We start from the raw sequence: 16,137 nt of genomic DNA on the forward strand, positions 1-16,137 counted from the left end.
GCCGCGACGGAATGCGGCTCAACAATCGAAACCACTCGGAGACAACCCGTGAACACCCAGGCAATCGCACGTCGGTAAACCGGTCAACGGACAAGATCGCGATGGCTAACGCTCAGTCTCGCCACGCTTGTGACATGCGTGCATTACCTCGACCGTGCGAACCTCGCGCTCGCCGGTACTGCGATTCACAAGGAACTGGGGCTGAGCACCGCGGAGATGGGCATCGTATTTTCGTTGTTCGGCTGAGCCTATACCGCGTAGCTGTCGCTCGCCGGCGCGCTACTCGACCGGGTCGGCCCGCGCATCGTGTAAGGGATCGCGGTCGCGGGCTGGTCGATCGCGTTCTTCGGTCAAGCAATGGCGTCTATCGCCACGAGCGCGCCGCTTTCCGACATCGCGCCAAACGGCATGGTGGATGTGCTGGGTGGCATGCTGTACTTCGTCGCGAACGTGGGCGTCACGCTCGCGACGATCGTGGTCGGCTTCATCGTCAAGTCGACGGGCGGGTTCAATCTCGCGCTCGTCTACGTGGCGGCGGTCGCCGCGCTTGGCGTCGCGTCCTATCTGTTCGTGCTCGGCGAGGTTCGTCGCATCGACATCGCCGGCCGATAACGCGACGGCCGCGCGATGTGCACGCACCGCGCGGCCTCACTGTCACGCAGTCGACGCCATCGAGAAGCTCCGCACGTACGCCGGAATCTCGGCCGCCGGCACCGCGCGACAAAAGTGATAGCCCTGCACGATCGGGCAGCCCTCGGCGACCAGGAACGACAGCTGGTCCGGACGTTCGACGCCTTCGGCCACCACTTCGAAATGCAGGCTGCGGGCGAGCGCGAGGATGGCGCGGATGATCGCCTCGTCGGCGCAGTGGGTGCCGATGCCGCGCACGAACGACATGTCGATCTTCAAGCGGTCGGCGTGGAAGGTGCGCAGGTACGACAGGCTCGAATAGCCGGTGCCGAAATCGTCGATCGCGATCAGCACGCCGATTTCGTTCAGCGCGCGCAGCGCGGGCAGCGCCCCGGGCGCGACCAGCGCGCCCTCGGTGATCTCGAGCTCGAGCTGATGAGCCGGCAGCCCGGACGCATCCAGCACGCGCCGCACCACGCTGCAGAAGTCGCCGCTCGCCAGCTGCCGCGGCGACACGTTCACCGACACGCGCAACGCCGGCAACGTGTCCGCCCAGCGCTTCGCCTGTCCGCATACGCTGCGCAGCACCCACTCGCCCAGCTGGCCGATCAGCCCGATGTCTTCGGCAAGCGGGATGAAGATGGCCGGGCTCACGGTGCCCATCTCCGCGTCGTGCCAGCGCAACAGCGCCTCCACGCCGCTCACGCGGCTCGTGCGCACGTCGATCTGGGGCTGATACGCAAGCTCGAAGCCATCGTGCTCCAGCGCGGCGCGCAAGCGGTGCGACAGCGCAATACGCCGCTCCGCCGCTTCCGCGAACGACGGCTTGAACAGCTCGACGGTATTGCGGCCGCGCGCCTTCGCCTGATACATCGCCAGATCGGCGTGCTTCAGAAGCGTCTCCGCGTCGAGCCCGTCTGCCGGGTAGCACGCGACGCCGATGCTCAGCTGCACGCGCGACTGGGCGTCGCCGATCTGCACCGGACGCTCCAACGCACGGGCGATGCGCCGCAGCAGGGCGGCCAGCCGGTCGCCGTCGTCCGGGCGGCCGAGCATCGCGACGAACTCGTCGCCGCCGTAGCGCGTCACCGTGCCGTCCTCGCCGACGCAACCGGACAGCCGTTGCGCGACCTCGCGCAGCAGTCGGTCGCCCGCGCCGTGGCCGAGGCTGTCGTTGATGTCCTTGAGCCGGTCCACGTCCATGAACAGCAGCGCGAACGCGCGCCGCTCCGCCACCGCCTGCTCAATCAGCTCGCGCAGCGTCGCGCGGTTCGGCAAACCGGTCAGCGCATCGCGTCGCGCCTGCCTCACCAGCTGATCGCGCGAATCGATCAGCTCGGTCAGGTCGCTGATCACGCAGATGTGATACGTCAGATCGTCGCGCACCGGCGCGACGTACAGCTGCCCCCAGAACGCCGAGCCGTCGGCCCGGCGGCTGCGCAGCAGCCGCGCGCCGGCGCTGCCGGCGGCCAGCGCCTGGGCCATCTGCTCGAACAGCAGCCCCTGCTGCCCGGCACGCGCGAGGCCCGCGTGGTCGCGGCCGACGACCTGCGCGCTGGTGTAGCCGGTGATGGTCTCGAACGCGGGATTCGCATATTCGACGATCTCCTCGCCGGCTTCGACGCGCGTGATCAGCACGCCGTTGCCGATCGCATCGAGCGCGCGGCTGCGCAGCCGCAGCGCCAGCTCGGCGTTCTTGCGCTCGGTCACGTCGATCGCGGTGATGAAGCAGGCATCGCGCTTCGTGTACGTCAGGAAGTGATACGACAGATCGACGTACATCGCGCGGCCATCGCTGCGCCGGTGCCGGCAAATGCCGGCCGAGCCGCTGCCCGTACCGGACGTGCGCAGATGCTGCAGATCGCGCAGGAACGCCGGCATGTCGGCCTGCGCGTACAGCGACGCCATGTCGCGCCGGCACAGCTCGCCCACCGGATAGCCATACTGGGCTGCCGCGGCGACGTTCGCGGCCATGATGGCGAGCGTCTCGACGTCGAAAATCAGCATCGGCAGCGGATGGTGCTCGAAATACTGGCGAAAGCGCCGCTCGTTCTCGGCGGCGACCAGACGCCCGCGCTGCCGTTCGAGCCGCGCGCGGTAGCGCGCGACGAACGCGTAGCTGAGCAGCGCACAGGTGAGCAGCGACGACAGCGCCAGCACGCTGCCCTCGATCGCCTCGTTGCGGCTCGCGCGGTCGGACATCGCGCGCAGGATCCGGGTTTGCCCTTCGCGCAGCGCCGTGAGCTGGCCGATGATCTGCGCGAGCAGGCGGTTGGCCTCCAGCAAGCCGGCGCTGTCGACCGACGCGCGACCGCCTGCGACCTGCGCGTTGACCGTGATTTCGGCGAGCAGCCACGCCCATCGCGCGGTTTCCTGACGCAGCGCGTGGATGGTCTCGATGCCGCCGCGCTCGCCGGCATAGCTCTGCTCGAGGCGCCGGAAGCCGGCCACGGCCGCACCGACGCGTTCGACCGGCCACGCGAACGACGCCGCGCGCGTGCTGCCGAAGCCCTGCAGGAAGTCGGCGTTGGCGCGCAGATAGAGCGCCTGCAGCGCGTCGATGTCGTTGCGCGCGTGCAGCGCATGCACGCGCTGCGCGTTCAGCCGGTTGTGGCTGATCGTGATGTAGCCGAGACCCGACGCGAACATCGCGAGCCCCACGAAGGCGAGCCCGAGCGTGACGGGAAGACGGGCGCCGTCGACGACGTGACGTTGCCACCAACGCCGGACCGCAGCGGGAGCACGAGATAACAGGACGAACTTCATCGAAGGGCAATAAGACGGCAAGAAGCGCAGCACTACACGCAACCGGCTCTCAGTCCCGGCTGTTCGAATATGGGGCCCGTCCCGTCATGGCAGGAATTTTGTCTCCGACCTGATATATCGGTGCGCGGCGCAAAAACTTCAGTGAAATTTTCGGCCGCGACAGGCGGGTTATTGCCGAATCAGCGCTGCGTCACTCGAAAATGCCCGCTGGCCGGGCTGCGCCCATGGCCGCGGTCCGCCGCCCGCTGCGCCACGGCCCGCGCCCGTTACGACCATTCCTCCGGCGGCATCGCGGGGCGATCGTCCTCCCACAGCGGCTCGCCAGTCTCGTGACCGCCGCTCGTGGCGACTGGCCCTTGGCCGTCCGGGCGCTCGTTGCGCTGCGCCGCGTCGCGCGACGTCGCCGCCCGCAGCCGCGCTCGCGTGCGGGTCGGTGCCACCGTGCGTTGCCCGCCGGGAAAGTGTTCGCCGCTCGCGGTTCGATCGTCGGTCCGTTGCATGTCGGAAGCTGCAGTCATGGGTGCCCTCCTTGGGTCGGTGAAGGAAACGCTGCTCCCTGGAGCAGCAATTCCGGTGCCGATGGCCGGGCAAGCGGCTTGCTATGAGCGCCTTATCGCAACCCATCGCAACTCGTTACGGAGGTAACCATGCCGACAAACCGCAGCACGCCACCCTCGACGCGACGCCGGCTCGGCGCCTGGATGGCCGGAGAGGAAGCGCAGATGGCGGCGTACCGCGAAAAGCTCGCGAGCGACGCGCGCGCGCAGGCCGGCGAACGGCTGCGTACGCCGGCCGTGCAGGCGCTCGCGCAATTGTTCGACGATAACGCGGTGCTGCGCATGGGCCTCACGCGCGCGATCGACGAGGCGCGCGCCGCGGGCCGCCGGCTCGGCTACGCGTCGATCGGCGAGCTGATGACGGTGCTCGACCATCTGATGACGTACGCGCCGCCATTCAGCGAAACGAGCCTGATCGTGTGTCCGGTGAACGCGTTCCTCGACTGGCCGATGTGCATGCCGTCGGGCCATGCGGTGTTTCGCGACGCGGCGGTCAACGCGCAGTTAAAGCAGGTGCTGAACGTGTGGTGCGACTTCCTCGGCGGCCCACATTCGCGCGCGCATCTCGACACGTCCGCGCCGAACGGCTGGTTCTGCGAGGCCGCGCACAAGCGCCTCGGTCTGTCGCAGTTCGAGTACCGCGAAGATCAGCCGCACTGGGGCTTCGATTCGTGGAACGACTTCTTTACGCGGCGTTTTCGCGCCGGGATGCGGCCGGTCGCGGCGCCCGGCGATTCGCACGTGATCGTCAGCCCCTGCGAATCCACGCCGTACCACACCGCGTCGAACGTGAAGATTCGCGACACGTTCTGGATCAAGGGGCAACCGTATTCGTTGCGCGACATCTTCACGCCGGCGTGGCAGCCGCTGGCCGAGCGCTTCGTCGGCGGCGAGATCTATCAGGCCTATCTGGCCGCGTACAACTATCACCGCTGGCATGCGCCGGTGCGCGGCACCGTCACGCACGCGTACCGCGTGGAAGGCGCGTATTACTCCGTCGCCGAAGCGGAAGGCCCCGATCCGGCCGGGCTCAACGACTCGCAGGGCTATATGACGGCCGTGGCCGCGCGCGCGATCGTCGCGATCGACAGCGACGATCCGGGAATCGGCACCATTGCAGCGGTGTTCATCGGGATGGGCGACGTGTCGTCGTGCGTGATCGAGGTGGTGCCGGGGCAGCGCGTCGACAAGGGCGAGGAGATCGGATATTTCCAGTTCGGCGGCTCGACCTGCTGCCTGGTGTTCGAGCCGGGCGTGATCGACCGCTTCGTGCACGCGCCGCCGTTCGACGGCGAACCGCCGGTCGTGAAGGTCAACGATTCCGTGGCGATCGCGCGTTGAGGCGCGGGCCGGCGGCGCGCGGCGCGCGGGTTACAGCTCGAAGCCGTCGACCCGCCGGTCGTCGTGCCGCTGCACGCTCCGGACCATCGTCAAGCCGCCGGCGGTCAAGGCAGGACGGTGTGCGCCCGACCCGTCGGGCTGCAACTCGATCAGTTCCCGTTCCATCAACGCGACGACGTCGTCGCGGTCGAGCTCGATCTGTTCCGGTGCGCGATGCACCAGGAACAGTGCAGCGAATTCGTGTGCGGTCAGCATGTTTGATTTCCCCCGTGGACGGCTTCATACGGTGCGGCGCGTGCCTCATGGCGTCGGCGCGGGCGCGCAGGCGCGCGCCGCAGCTACAGGGACATGCAGGGATCGTGCCAACCGCGATGATGCGCGAGAACGGCGCACAGCGCGCGTGCGGCGTGGTCTGTCGCTACGGGCGGCGCGCGCCCCGGTGCAAAGTTTTCAACGCCATGTAATGCCGCGGGACAACGGCCGACGGTTTCACCGCCACGCCGGCCGTCGCCGCGCGGTGCAGCGCGTGGCTCACGACCGACGCGCGCGCTCGAGGCCCGCGCGCGCGGCCTCGCCCACGACCGTCTCGCGCACGCGGAAATAGCCGCTGTGCAGCTCGACGACGCCTTCGCCGTTCGCCAGCAGCTCGGCGCAGGCCGCCTGGATCCGCGCGCGGCCACGCTCGAACGCGTCGCGCAAGTCGGCTTCCAGCGCGGAGCGTGCGCCGAAATGGTCTTCCAGCGCTTCCACGCTGATCGCTGCCGTCTGCGGCTTGCCGTCGACGTCGATCACGAAGCGCAAATGCAGCGCCGCGCCGTCGAATTCAGGCGGCGCATCGGTCAGCGTCACGCGGCGCTCGGAGGAAGCCATCGCTCAGGCTCCCCGCGCGGCGAGGCACTGCACCAGCGCGCCGTTGAACGCGGGCAGGTCGTCGGGCTTGCGGCTCGTGATCAGATTGCCGTCACGCACGACTTCCTGATCGACCCACTTGCCGCCCGCGTTGCGGATGTCGTCCTGCAGGCTCGGCCAGCTCGTCATCGTGCGGCCGTTGACGAGCCCGGACGAGACCAGCAGCCAGCCGCCGTGGCAGATCGCCGCGATCGGCTTGCCGCCGCCGACGGCCGCGGTCACGAATTCGCGCGCGGCCGGCAGCATGCGGATCGCGTCGCCGTTCACGACGCCGCCCGGCAGCACCACCGCGTCGTAATCGCCTTCGCGCACGTCGTCGAACGTGCGATCGACCTTCACGCGCTCGCCCTTGTCGACGTGCCGGAAGCCCTGGATCTCGCCGGCTTGCTGCGAGATCACGTCGACCTGCGCGCCTTCGGCCTTCAGCGCGCGCAGCGGTTCGACCAGTTCGGCTTCCTCGAAGCCATCGACGGCGAGGATCGCCACCTTGCATTGGTCCAGCTTGTTGCTCATGGATCGCTCCCTGTCGTGTTACCGCGTTGCGGCACCCATCGTGCCGTGCAGCTTGCGCAGCAATCGTCATGCCGGTCGCTCGCCCAAGCGACGCTGATCGCGGTGCCGCTGCGCGTGCTCTGCAAACATTGCAACGCGGTGTAACGCGCGCTACGGCCGGCCGGCGACGCATCGACATGCGAGGCCGGCCAGGTGTCGCGCGTGTCGCACGTGTCGCACGTGTCGCGAGTATCGCGTTACCGGGTTACTGCAAATGGCGCGCCACGTCGAGCATCGCGTCGGTGAGCTCGACCGTCAGCGTCATCTCGTCGCCGGTGTCGGGCAACGTCTCGAGCGTCGCCTGCACGCTGTCGTGCAGCATCGCGTGAACGCGCAAGCGCGCAGCTTCGTCGAGGTTCGCGTAGCGCTCCATCGTGTCGCAGTCGAGCGCGAGCATGACCGAGTGCCGGGCGGCAATCGGCGACGCATTGGGCGCCGACGCCCAGGCCGCATGGAACATGATCCTGCCGGTTTCAACGTCGAGATGCACCGTCGTGTCGAGATCGTCGGTATCGATGTCGTCCGCGTCGAGGTCGTTGGGGTCGAACGAGCTCCAATGATTCGAGTGCATGATGTCCTCCTGCGTGGCGGCGGCGCGCCGGCTGCGCGGCCGGCCCCGCCATCGCGCCGCGCCGGCTGCGCCGACGCGACACCGTGGTCGTCAAATGAGCGCGTCAATACCCGCTGGAGCCCGCGCTCCCCGTGCCGCCCGCACCGCCGCCGCCCGAGCCGGTCGCGCCCGACGAGCGGCCGGCGCCTGCACCGGCTCCGGTGCCGGCCTGACCCGCGCCCACGCCGCCCATCCCCGCACTGCCGCCGCCCGTCGCGCCGGCCCCGGCGCCCGTGCCGGCGCTGCCGCCGCCGTTTGCGCCGGCGCCGTTGCCCATACCGCCGCTTCCTCCGCTACCACCGCTACCACCGCTACCACCGCTACCACCGCTACCACCGCTGCCACCGCTACCACCATTACCGGCCGCGCTCGGGCCGCCCGGCTTGGTCCGTACATGCGGCCGCGCGTGCGAACGTTTGCCGCGTGCGTCGTTCATGCGCGTCGCAGGCGGCGGCGCGGCCGTGTTGCCGTTCGACATGCCGCTGCCGCCGTCCTGCGCCGACGTATCGGGCGGCGACAGAATCGGCGCGCCGGTGCCGTGGTCCGCGCGCTGCGAGTTCTGCGCCCACGCGGCCGGCGCGGCGGCGACGAGCGCGACGGCTGCGCACGCGACCAGACGGCGCGCGGCAGATTTCGATTCGGATGCTGACTTCATGGTGCGTTCTCCCTCAATGGAACCGCTGTCGTGGAACGTTCATGCGCAGACGAATCAGCAAGGCCCGTGCCGTCGTCGTCGGCCGGCACGCCACTTGCGGCCCCGCGTCCGTTCATCCGATCCCTTACGGAGTCGCCGCCATGCCTTCCGCTTCACCGCCGCACGGCAAACGCGCGTCGCGCCGCCCCGGCCGTGCGCGCAGCAACGGTCCGCAGCACCGCAACCGCTGGTCTGCCGACGTGATGCAAAAAAGTGACGCCCTCGACATCGAGCCGGACATCTTCAAATCCGACGATCCGGAGGCCGTCGCGGCGTCGCTGAAGCGCTCGGCCGAGCGCAGCCGGCGGCGCAAGGGGACGCCGTTCCAGTCGGCCATGTCGATGCTGAACTTCTACGTCAACCGCGCCGGCCGCAATCTGCCGAAATCGCGACGGGCGACGCTCGAGCGCGCGAAGCGCAAGCTGCGCCAGGCCTTCGGCCGCAAGCCGTGACCGTACGCCTTTTCCCTCTCCCACTACTCGTTTTCGCATGCATGAAACCCTGTGGTACCTGATCGTCGGCGCGGTGCTGATGAGCATGGGCGTCGCCACCTCGGCGCTGCGCCATCTGCCGTGCAGCACGGCGATGATCTACCTGCTGCTCGGGGTGTTGCTGGGCCCGGCCGGCGCGGGGCTGCTGCACCTCGACCTCGAACGCGACGCGCCGTTGCTGCGCAGCGTCGTCGAAGTCGCGCTGCTCGTGTCGCTGTTCGCGATCGGGCTGCGGCTGCGCGTGCCGCTGTTCGACCCGCTCTGGCGCATGCCGTGCCGGCTCGGGCTGCTGGCGATGATCGTCACCGTGCCGCTCCTGGCCGGCTGCGCGGTGGTCACGCTGGGGCTCGCCTGGGGGCCCGCGGTGCTGCTTGCGGCGATCCTCGCGCCCACCGACCCGGTGCTCGCGCACGACGTGCAGGTGCGCGACCCGGGCGATCGCGACCTCGTGCGCTTCGCGCTGTCCGGCGAAGGCGGCCTGAACGACGGCATCGCGCTGCCGTTCGCGCTCGCGGGGCTCGCGCTGTGCGGCGCGGCCGAGATGCCGCACGGGCAGCCGGCGCTGTCGGGAACGTTCCTGCTGGCCGCGCTGTGGGGCATCGCGGGCGCAGCCGCGATCGGCGGCGCACTCGGCTGGGCGACGACGAAGACGATCGGCTGGCTGCGCACGCAACACGCGCAAGCGCTCGGCCTCGAAGGATTTTTCGCGCTCGCGCTGATCGTGCTGTCGTTCGGCGCAGCGCAGCTCGCGCATGCATTCGGCTTCATCGCGACGTTCGCCGCGGGCGTCGCGATGCGGCGCGTCGAGCACCAGGCGAGCGGCGACCGCGCGCCGCACGACGTGATCGGCAAGATCGACGCGGCGGACGTCGTCGCCACCGAGCAGCATCCGGAAAAAGCGCATGCGTATATGGCCGAATCGGTGCTGGGCTTCACGATCGAGCTCGAACGCATCGCGGAAGCGGTCGTGATGACGATGGTCGGCGGCGTGCTCGGCACGCTGACGGCGCCGCTCGTCACGTGGGGCGCGGCCGCGCTCGCGGCGCTGCTGTTTTTCGCCGTGCGCCCGCTCGCGGTGTCGCTCACGCTCGCCGGCTCACACGCCACGCGCGCGCAGCGGCGGCTGACGGCATGGTTCGGCATCCGCGGCATCGGCTCGTTCTACTACCTCGCGTTCGTGCTCGAGCACGGGCCCGCCGACGCGGTGCGACCGCTCACGGCGCCGGTGCTCGCGGTCATCGCCGCATCGGTGATCGCGCACGGGGTGTCCGCGACGCCGCTGATGGACTGGTATTACCGGCTGCAGCAGCGTCGCCGCTGAACGCGTCACGCCCCGTCGAGCCGCGCGCGCATCTGCGCGGTAATGCGCTGGCGCGTGTCGTCGTAGCCTTCCCACGGGTCGCGCTTCAAGCGCTCGAGGCGCTCGTGCAGCGTGTCGATGGTCCACTGCGCGCCGCCCGTCGTGTCGGGCACCTCGTCCCAGTGCAGCGGCACCGATACGCCCAGCCCCGGCCGTGCGCGCACCGAGTAGGCGGCGATCGTGCTCGCGCCGCGACCGTTGCGCAGGTAGTCGATGAAGATCTTGCCGCGCCGGTGCCGCGGCCCCATCGTCGCGGTGAAGCGCTCGGGCAGCGCGCCCGCGACGTGCTGCGCGAGCGCGCGCGAGAACGCCTTCACGTCGTCCCAGCCCATGTGCCGCGTGATCGGCACGACGACGTGCAGCCCCTTGCCGCCGCTCGTCTTGCAGAACGAGCGCAGGCCGAGCTCGTCGAGCAGCCCGCGCACCAGCTGCGCGGCCTCGATCATCGCGCTCCACGGCAGCGCCGGATCGGGATCGAGGTCGAACACGATGCGATCGGGCCGCTCGATGTTCGATGCATGCGCGTTCCACGTATGCAATTCGATCGTGCCCATCTGGGCCGCGCCGAGCAGCGCATCGACGCTGTCGAGCGACAGCAGCGCCCCATGCCCGGGATCGAGCCCGGGGTGCTGCGTGACGAACGGAATCTCGCGGCGCTCGGCGTGCTTCTGGAAGAACAGCTCGCCGGTGATGTCGCCCGGTGCGCGCACGAGCGACACGGGCCGCCCTTTCAGGTCGGGCAGCAGCCACGGCGCCACCCATTGCCAGTAGCGTGCGAGATCGATCTTGCGCGTGCCGCTCGTCGGGTCCAGCACGCGCTCGGGATGCGTGATGCGCACGCGGCCGGACAGCTCCGCGTCGCCGTCCTCACGTGCGTTGCGCGCGGACGCGCTCGCGCGCGCGTTTGGCTTGCGCTTGCCCGTATCGTCGGCGGCGCGCGACGCGCGCTTGCGTTCATGGCCCGCGTCGGGCGTGCTCTGCTGTCGCTCCATCGCTCCCTCCGTTTCCATATGCTTCGGCATTTCTCGGACGATCTGCGTCGCCGGCTTGTCGTCGCGCAACGCGATGAACGCGGCCTGCCGCACGATGCCGTCGCCGGTCCATTCCGCGAATTCGCATTCGGCGACGAGCGTCGGCTCAACCCAGTGCGCGCGCGTGCGCGTGCGTTCGCGCGGCGCCGGCTCGAACGGCGTCGTGTCGCGCTCGTGCCGGCGCAGCAGCGCGGCGAGCCGGTCGAGCGCGCGCGCGTCGAAGCCGGTGCCGACGCGGCCGACGTAGCGCAGCGGCGCGGCCGCGCGCGAGCGCTTGCCGGCCGGCGGCGCGTCGTGCACGCCGAGCAGCAGCGCGCCGAAGCCGTGGCGGCTGCCCGACGGCTCGGTGTAGCCGCCGATCACGAATTCCTGCCGGCGCCGGCATTTGAGCTTGATCCAGGCCGCCGACCGTCCGCCGCGATAGCGCGATTCCGCCCGCTTGCCGATCAGCCCTTCGAGGCCGGTGTCGCAGGCGCTCGCGATCAGCGATGCGACGTCGTCGCCGAGATCGGGGGAAAAGCGCAGCCGGGTCGGGTCGCTGTCGGCGACGAGCGGCTCGAGCAGCGCGCGGCGCGCGGCCAGCGGCGCATCGCGCAGGTCGTAACCGTCGAGATACGGCAGGTCGAAGACGAACAGCGTGACGTCGTCCGACTGCCCGGCGCCGAACGCGTTCTGCAACGCCTGGAAGTCGGGCAGGCCGTTCGCGCCGAGCACGACGGCCTCGCCGTCGAGCCACGCGTCGTCGACGGGCAGCGCCGCGAGCGCATCGCGCTGCGCGCGCAGCTTCGCGGTCCAGTCGCGGCCTTCGCGCGTCATCAGCTTCACGTGGCGACGCGCGCCCTTGCCGGCGATGCGCGCGAGGATCCGGTAGCCGTCGAATTTCAGCTCGTAGCGCCAGTCTGCGTCGGCGGGCGGCGCGTCGACCAGCGTCGCCAGTTGCGGCGCGATGCGCTCGGGCAGCGGCGCGCGCACCGCGCCTTCGACGGTGGAGGGATCGCGGTCGCCGGCGGATGCGCGGTCGGGAGTACGCGTACGGCGAGGGGTGCGGTCGGCGTCGCCGGCGCCGGTGCGAGCTCGGACGCGGGCGGCGCCGGGGTCGCTTGCGGCAGCACCGTCGCGGGCCGCGGCGCGGTCGCCATCGCGAACGTGCGCGCGGGCGGTGGCGCGATCGCGGTCATCGGCGCGCTCGGCGGCTCGTGCCGCGCGCTCGCCGCTTCGCGCGGCGCGCTTGCCGGTCTGCGTGGCGCGCTTGCCGCCGCCCCCCGCGCGCGCCGTCGCATCGTGCGAGTCCGCGCCCGCGCCGCCTGTCGCCGACGACGCCCCGCCCTCACCGTCGTGCACGCTGCCCGGCCGCTCGCCGACCACGTCGAATTCATCGGCGCTGCGCGCCGCTTCGTCGCGCTCCTTGATCAGCAGCCACTGCTCCTGGCGTCCCTCCTGCCGCCCGCTGCGCACCAGCGCCCAGCCGCCGTGCAGCTTCTCGCCATCGAGCCGGAACGTCAGCTTGCCCGCGCGATAGCCGCTGCGCGCGCCCGCGACGCCGCCGTCGGGCGTCCACGTGCCTTCGTCCCACACGACGACCGACCCGGCGCCGTAGTGGCCGGCCGGAATCTGCCCTTCGAACGACGCGTATTCGACCGGATGATCCTCGACGTGCACGGCCAGACGCTTCACCGACGGATCGAAGCTCGGCCCCTTCGGCACCGCCCATGACTTCAGCGTGCCGTCGAGTTCGAGCCGGAAGTCGTAGTGCAGCCGCCGCGCATGATGTTCCTGGATCACGAAGCGCAACGGCCGGCGCGGGGCCGCACGCCCATCGGGCTGCGGCTGCGGCTTCGCGCGCCGCCGCGCGCCCGCGCCGGCGGGTTCGGGCGTCGCGTCGAAATGGCGTTTGCGGCGATACGGATCGAGCTTGCCTGCCATCGCGTCACCTCGCGTGAACTGGATCGCGCACCGTCAGGCCGCGTGCTTGCGACGCGCGGCGGTCTTCTTCGTCGCATGCTCGGCCGCCGACGCGCGCTTCGCGGCCGGCCGCTTCGCCGCGGGCTTCTCGGCTGACTTCTCGGCTGACTTCTCGGCTGACTTCGCGGCCGCGCCCTTCGACGCCGATTTCGCGGCGGGCTTGCGCCGGGCGCCGCCGCGCGGCGCGGCGTCCGCCCCATCCGCTTCGCCGTCGTCCTCCGCATCGCGCGCGCTCGCGGCGCGGCCGCCGCCGCCACCGCCGCCGCGCAAGCTGCGCTTGAGCAGCTCGGTCAGATCGACGACGTTGGTCGCCGTGCGGCCGGTCTCGGCCGGACGCTCCTCGATCTCCTCGATCTTGCCCGCGCGCACCTTGCGCTCCACCATCTCGAGGATGTCGTCGCGAAACGTGTCGTGATACTCGTCGGGCGTCCACTTGCCCGACATGTCGTCGATCAGCTTCTTCGCCATCTCGAACTCGCGTGCGGTCACGCCGGCGCGCTTGGCGTCGTCGGCCGGCACCGACAGCTCGTCGAGCGGACGCAGCTCGTCCTGCCAGCGCAGCGTATCGAGCGCGAGCAGCGGGCCGACCGGAATCAGCGCGCCCAGATGCTGGCGATCGCGCATCACGACCAGCGCGATGCCGATCTTGCCGCTGTCCTTCAGCGCATCGCGCAGCAACGCGTAGACCTTTTCGCCCTTGCGGTCCGGCACGAGGTAGTACGGCGTGTCGAGATAGAGGAACGACACGGCGTCCTCGTCGACGAAGGTCAGGATATCGACGGTCTGCGTCGATTCCGGATTCGCTGAGCGGATCTCGTCGTCGGTCAGCACCACGTAGCGCTCCTTCTCGTACTCGTAGCCGCGCACGATGTCGTCGCGCGTGACCTCCTTGCCGGTGCGCTTGTTGATCTGCCGGTAGCCGACCGGGTCCATCGAGCGCCTGTCGAGCATCCGGAACGACGGCTTGACGGTGCGCGTCGCCGGGAACAGTTGCACGGGCACGTGCACCAGCCCGAAGCTGATCGCGCCTTTCCATATCATCCGCGGTGGCATCCCTGTTCCTCCTTGCCGCAGGCGCGCCCGTCTGCGCGAGCCGGGCGCGCGGTGCGGCGCTACGCCGGCAGCTCGGCCGCCTGCTGCTCGCGCGCCCAGACGCGGTGCCGGCCAAGCTCGCCGGAAAACGCGCCGAGCACCGCGTCGAGATCGGCCACGTGGCCGACGCACACGCCTTCGGCCGGGTCCGGCAAATGCGCGGCGCTCAACAGCTGACGGCCCGAGCCGACCGCCGCGATCGGCTTCAGGTGCTTGAACGCCTCGCGCACGAAGTGGCACGCCTCGGCGTTGTGCGCGAGTTCGCGGCCGTCGCCGCCGCAGACGAACACCGCGTCGAACATCACCGACGGCATCCCCGCGAGCGTCGCCTGCGGCACGATGCTGCCGATCGGCGCGAGCGTCGGCGCGACGACGGTCGGCACCGCGCCCGCCGCCGCCAGCGTGCTGCGCACCTGGTCGACCAGCGCCTGACTCACGCCCGGCGTCGCGACCAGCGCGATCTTGCGCGAGCGGATCGTCGGCTTCGCGCGGCCGACGAGGCTCAACGACGGCGCGAGGCGCGCGACGGCCGGCGTCGTCGCCGTCTGCGGCGCGGGCAAGCCGAGCCGCTCGGCCACTTCCGCGGCAAGCCCCGCGTCGAATCGCGCGATGATCTCGTTCACGACACGCGCGCGAATCTCCGGCTTCGTCACCTTGCCGAGCTCGAAGCAATACGCATCGCGGATGTGCCGCTGCTCGATGTCGGTCATGCTCTGGTAGAACAGCGCGGCCTGCGAGAAATGGTCGGCGAACGATTCGCTGCGCACGCGCACCTTGGTGCCTTCGAGCGGCTCGGGCACCGTCTCGAAGCCGCCGCCGGCAGGCGCCGGCGGCGTCTCGCGCGGCCAGCCGCCGTTCAGCGAATTCGGCTCGTACGACGCCTGACCGACCGCAATGGTCTGCCGGTGCATCGCGTCGCGCTGATTGTTCGCGAACGGGCACAGCGGCCGGTTGATCGGCAGCTCGTGAAAATTCGGACCGCCGAGCCGGCTCAGCTGCGTGTCGGTGTACGAGAACAGCCGCCCCTGCAGCAGCGGGTCGTTGGTGAAGTCGATGCCCGGCACCACATGGCCGGGATGAAACGCGACCTGTTCGGTTTCGGCGAAGAAGTTGTCCGGGTTGCGGTTCAGCGTCATGCGGCCGATCGGCTTCACCGGCACGAGCTCCTCGGGCACCAGCTTGGTCGGGTCGAGCAGGTCGAAGTCGAATTTGCGCGCGTCGGCCGGGTCGATCAGCTGCACGCCCAGTTCGAATTCCGGATAGTCGCCGCGCTCGATCGCCATCCACAGATCGCGGCGGTTGAAGTCCGGGTCGTGGCCGGCGATGCGCTGCGCCTCGTCCCACAACAGCGAATACGCGCCGCTCACCGGCCGCCAGTGGAATTTCACGAAATGCTCGGCGCCGGCCGCGTTGACGAACCGGAACGTGTGCACGCCGAAGCCGTCCATCGCGCGATAGCTCGCCGGTAGCGCGCGGTCGGACATCAGCCACAGCACCATGTGCGTGGTCTCGGGCACGAGCGACACGAAATCCCAGAACGTGTCATGCGCGGACGCGCCGGTCGGCATCTCGTTCGGCGCCTCCGGCTTCACCGCGTGCACGAAGTCCGGGAACTTGATCGCGTCCTGGATGAAGAACACCGGCATGTTGTTGCCGACCAGATCGTAGTTGCCTTCCTCGGTATAGAACTTCACCGCGAAGCCGCGCACGTCGCGCACGGTGTCTGCCGAGCCGCGCGGGCCCTGCACGGTCGAGAAGCGCACGTAGACCGGCGTCTCGGCCGCCGGGTCCTGCAGGAACGCCGCCTTCGTGTAGTCGGCCATCGACTCGTAGACGCGAAACACGCCGTGCGCGGCCGACCCGCGCGCATGCACGACACGCTCGGGGATCCGCTCGTGATCGAAGTGCGTGATCTTCTCGCGCATGATGAAGTCTTCGAGCAGCGACGGGCCGCGCGCGCCGGCGCGCAACGTGTTCTGGTTGTCGGCGATGCGCACGCCCTGGTTGGTGCGCAACGCCTCGCCGTCAGGGTGCTTACGGTGCTCGTCGAGCTGACGCGCCTTCGCGCTGTCGGATTGCGGTGCGGCGGAAGGCTGGCTGCCGGATGGAGCGGAGTTCGTCATGCAGGCATCCTCGTATCGA

14 protein-coding genes are annotated in these 16,137 nt (G+C 70.1%); 4 read left to right on the forward strand and 10 right to left on the reverse strand.

Annotation, left to right across the window (positions count from 1 at the left end; genetic code table 11):
* The first annotated feature begins 357 nt into the window (after positions 1–357).
* On the forward strand, positions 358–612 hold the full coding sequence (locus WJ35_RS17620; protein ID WP_043292600.1) for a hypothetical protein: 255 nt from the start codon (positions 358–360) through the stop codon (positions 610–612).
* A gap of 42 nt (positions 613–654) precedes the next feature.
* On the opposite strand, the gene WJ35_RS17625 is transcribed toward WJ35_RS17620, so the two are convergent.
* Both WJ35_RS17625 and WJ35_RS17630 read right to left on the reverse strand, forming a co-directional pair.
* The gene (locus tag WJ35_RS17625; RefSeq protein ID WP_011879890.1) at positions 655–3,396 is read right to left on the reverse strand and encodes a putative bifunctional diguanylate cyclase/phosphodiesterase; all 2,742 of its coding nucleotides are present in this window, start codon (positions 3,394–3,396) and stop codon (positions 655–657) included.
* A 266-nt stretch (positions 3,397–3,662) separates the two neighbouring features.
* Positions 3,663–3,914, reverse strand: coding sequence for a hypothetical protein (locus tag WJ35_RS17630; protein WP_011879889.1), 252 nt, complete (start codon positions 3,912–3,914; stop codon positions 3,663–3,665).
* 129 nt (positions 3,915–4,043) lie between these two features.
* On the opposite strand from WJ35_RS17630, the gene WJ35_RS17635 reads away from it, so the two are divergent.
* Positions 4,044–5,294: a phosphatidylserine decarboxylase family protein gene (locus tag WJ35_RS17635; RefSeq protein ID WP_045579572.1), complete on the forward strand. Its 1,251-nt coding sequence runs from the start codon at positions 4,044–4,046 to the stop codon at positions 5,292–5,294.
* 30 nt (positions 5,295–5,324) lie between these two features.
* Here WJ35_RS17635 and WJ35_RS17640 read toward each other — a convergent pair whose 3' ends face one another.
* The 5 genes from WJ35_RS17640 to WJ35_RS17665 form a co-directional block, all read right to left on the reverse strand.
* Positions 5,325–5,549 carry a hypothetical protein gene (locus WJ35_RS17640; RefSeq protein WP_045579571.1) on the reverse strand — a complete coding sequence of 75 codons (225 nt, stop codon included), beginning with the start codon at positions 5,547–5,549 and terminating at the stop codon, positions 5,325–5,327.
* 276 nt (positions 5,550–5,825) lie between these two features.
* Entirely contained in the window at positions 5,826–6,164 is a 339-nt protein-coding gene (locus WJ35_RS17650; RefSeq protein WP_045579569.1) for a DUF1488 domain-containing protein, read from the reverse strand.
* Positions 6,165–6,167: 3 nt separating this feature from the next.
* Positions 6,168–6,716: a type 1 glutamine amidotransferase domain-containing protein gene (locus tag WJ35_RS17655; RefSeq protein ID WP_014725703.1), complete on the reverse strand. Its 549-nt coding sequence runs from the start codon at positions 6,714–6,716 to the stop codon at positions 6,168–6,170.
* Positions 6,717–6,960: 244 nt separating this feature from the next.
* On the reverse strand, positions 6,961–7,326 hold the full coding sequence (locus WJ35_RS17660; RefSeq protein WP_011879884.1) for a DUF3022 domain-containing protein: 366 nt from the start codon (positions 7,324–7,326) through the stop codon (positions 6,961–6,963).
* Positions 7,327–7,429: 103 nt separating this feature from the next.
* Positions 7,430–8,020, reverse strand: coding sequence for a hypothetical protein (locus tag WJ35_RS17665; RefSeq protein WP_059567920.1), 591 nt, complete (start codon positions 8,018–8,020; stop codon positions 7,430–7,432).
* Positions 8,021–8,160: 140 nt separating this feature from the next.
* Here WJ35_RS17665 and WJ35_RS17670 point away from each other — a divergent pair, with 140 nt between their 5' ends.
* Both WJ35_RS17670 and WJ35_RS17675 read left to right on the forward strand, forming a co-directional pair.
* Entirely contained in the window at positions 8,161–8,511 is a 351-nt protein-coding gene (locus WJ35_RS17670; protein WP_069239594.1) for a DUF3175 domain-containing protein, read from the forward strand.
* 37 nt (positions 8,512–8,548) lie between these two features.
* Complete coding sequence (locus WJ35_RS17675; RefSeq protein ID WP_069239595.1) at positions 8,549–9,871, forward strand: cation:proton antiporter; 1,323 nt, start codon at positions 8,549–8,551, stop codon at positions 9,869–9,871.
* Between the two features lie 5 nt (positions 9,872–9,876).
* Here WJ35_RS17675 and ligD read toward each other — a convergent pair whose 3' ends face one another.
* The 3 genes from ligD to katE are packed head-to-tail and all read right to left on the reverse strand — an operon-like array spanning position 9,877 to position 16,118.
* Positions 9,877–12,864 carry a DNA ligase D gene (ligD, locus tag WJ35_RS17680; RefSeq protein ID WP_045579568.1) on the reverse strand — a complete coding sequence of 996 codons (2,988 nt, stop codon included), beginning with the start codon at positions 12,862–12,864 and terminating at the stop codon, positions 9,877–9,879.
* A 33-nt stretch (positions 12,865–12,897) separates the two neighbouring features.
* Positions 12,898–13,956, reverse strand: coding sequence for a Ku protein (locus WJ35_RS17685; RefSeq protein WP_059669000.1), 1,059 nt, complete (start codon positions 13,954–13,956; stop codon positions 12,898–12,900).
* A 59-nt stretch (positions 13,957–14,015) separates the two neighbouring features.
* Positions 14,016–16,118, reverse strand: a complete 2,103-nt coding sequence (gene katE / locus WJ35_RS17690; protein WP_045579566.1) for a catalase HPII — start codon at positions 16,116–16,118, stop codon at positions 14,016–14,018.
* Positions 16,119–16,137 lie beyond the last annotated feature (19 nt).

The sequence above is a fragment of the Burkholderia ubonensis genome (assembly GCF_001718695.1).
GTDB lineage: Bacteria > Pseudomonadota > Gammaproteobacteria > Burkholderiales > Burkholderiaceae > Burkholderia > Burkholderia ubonensis_B.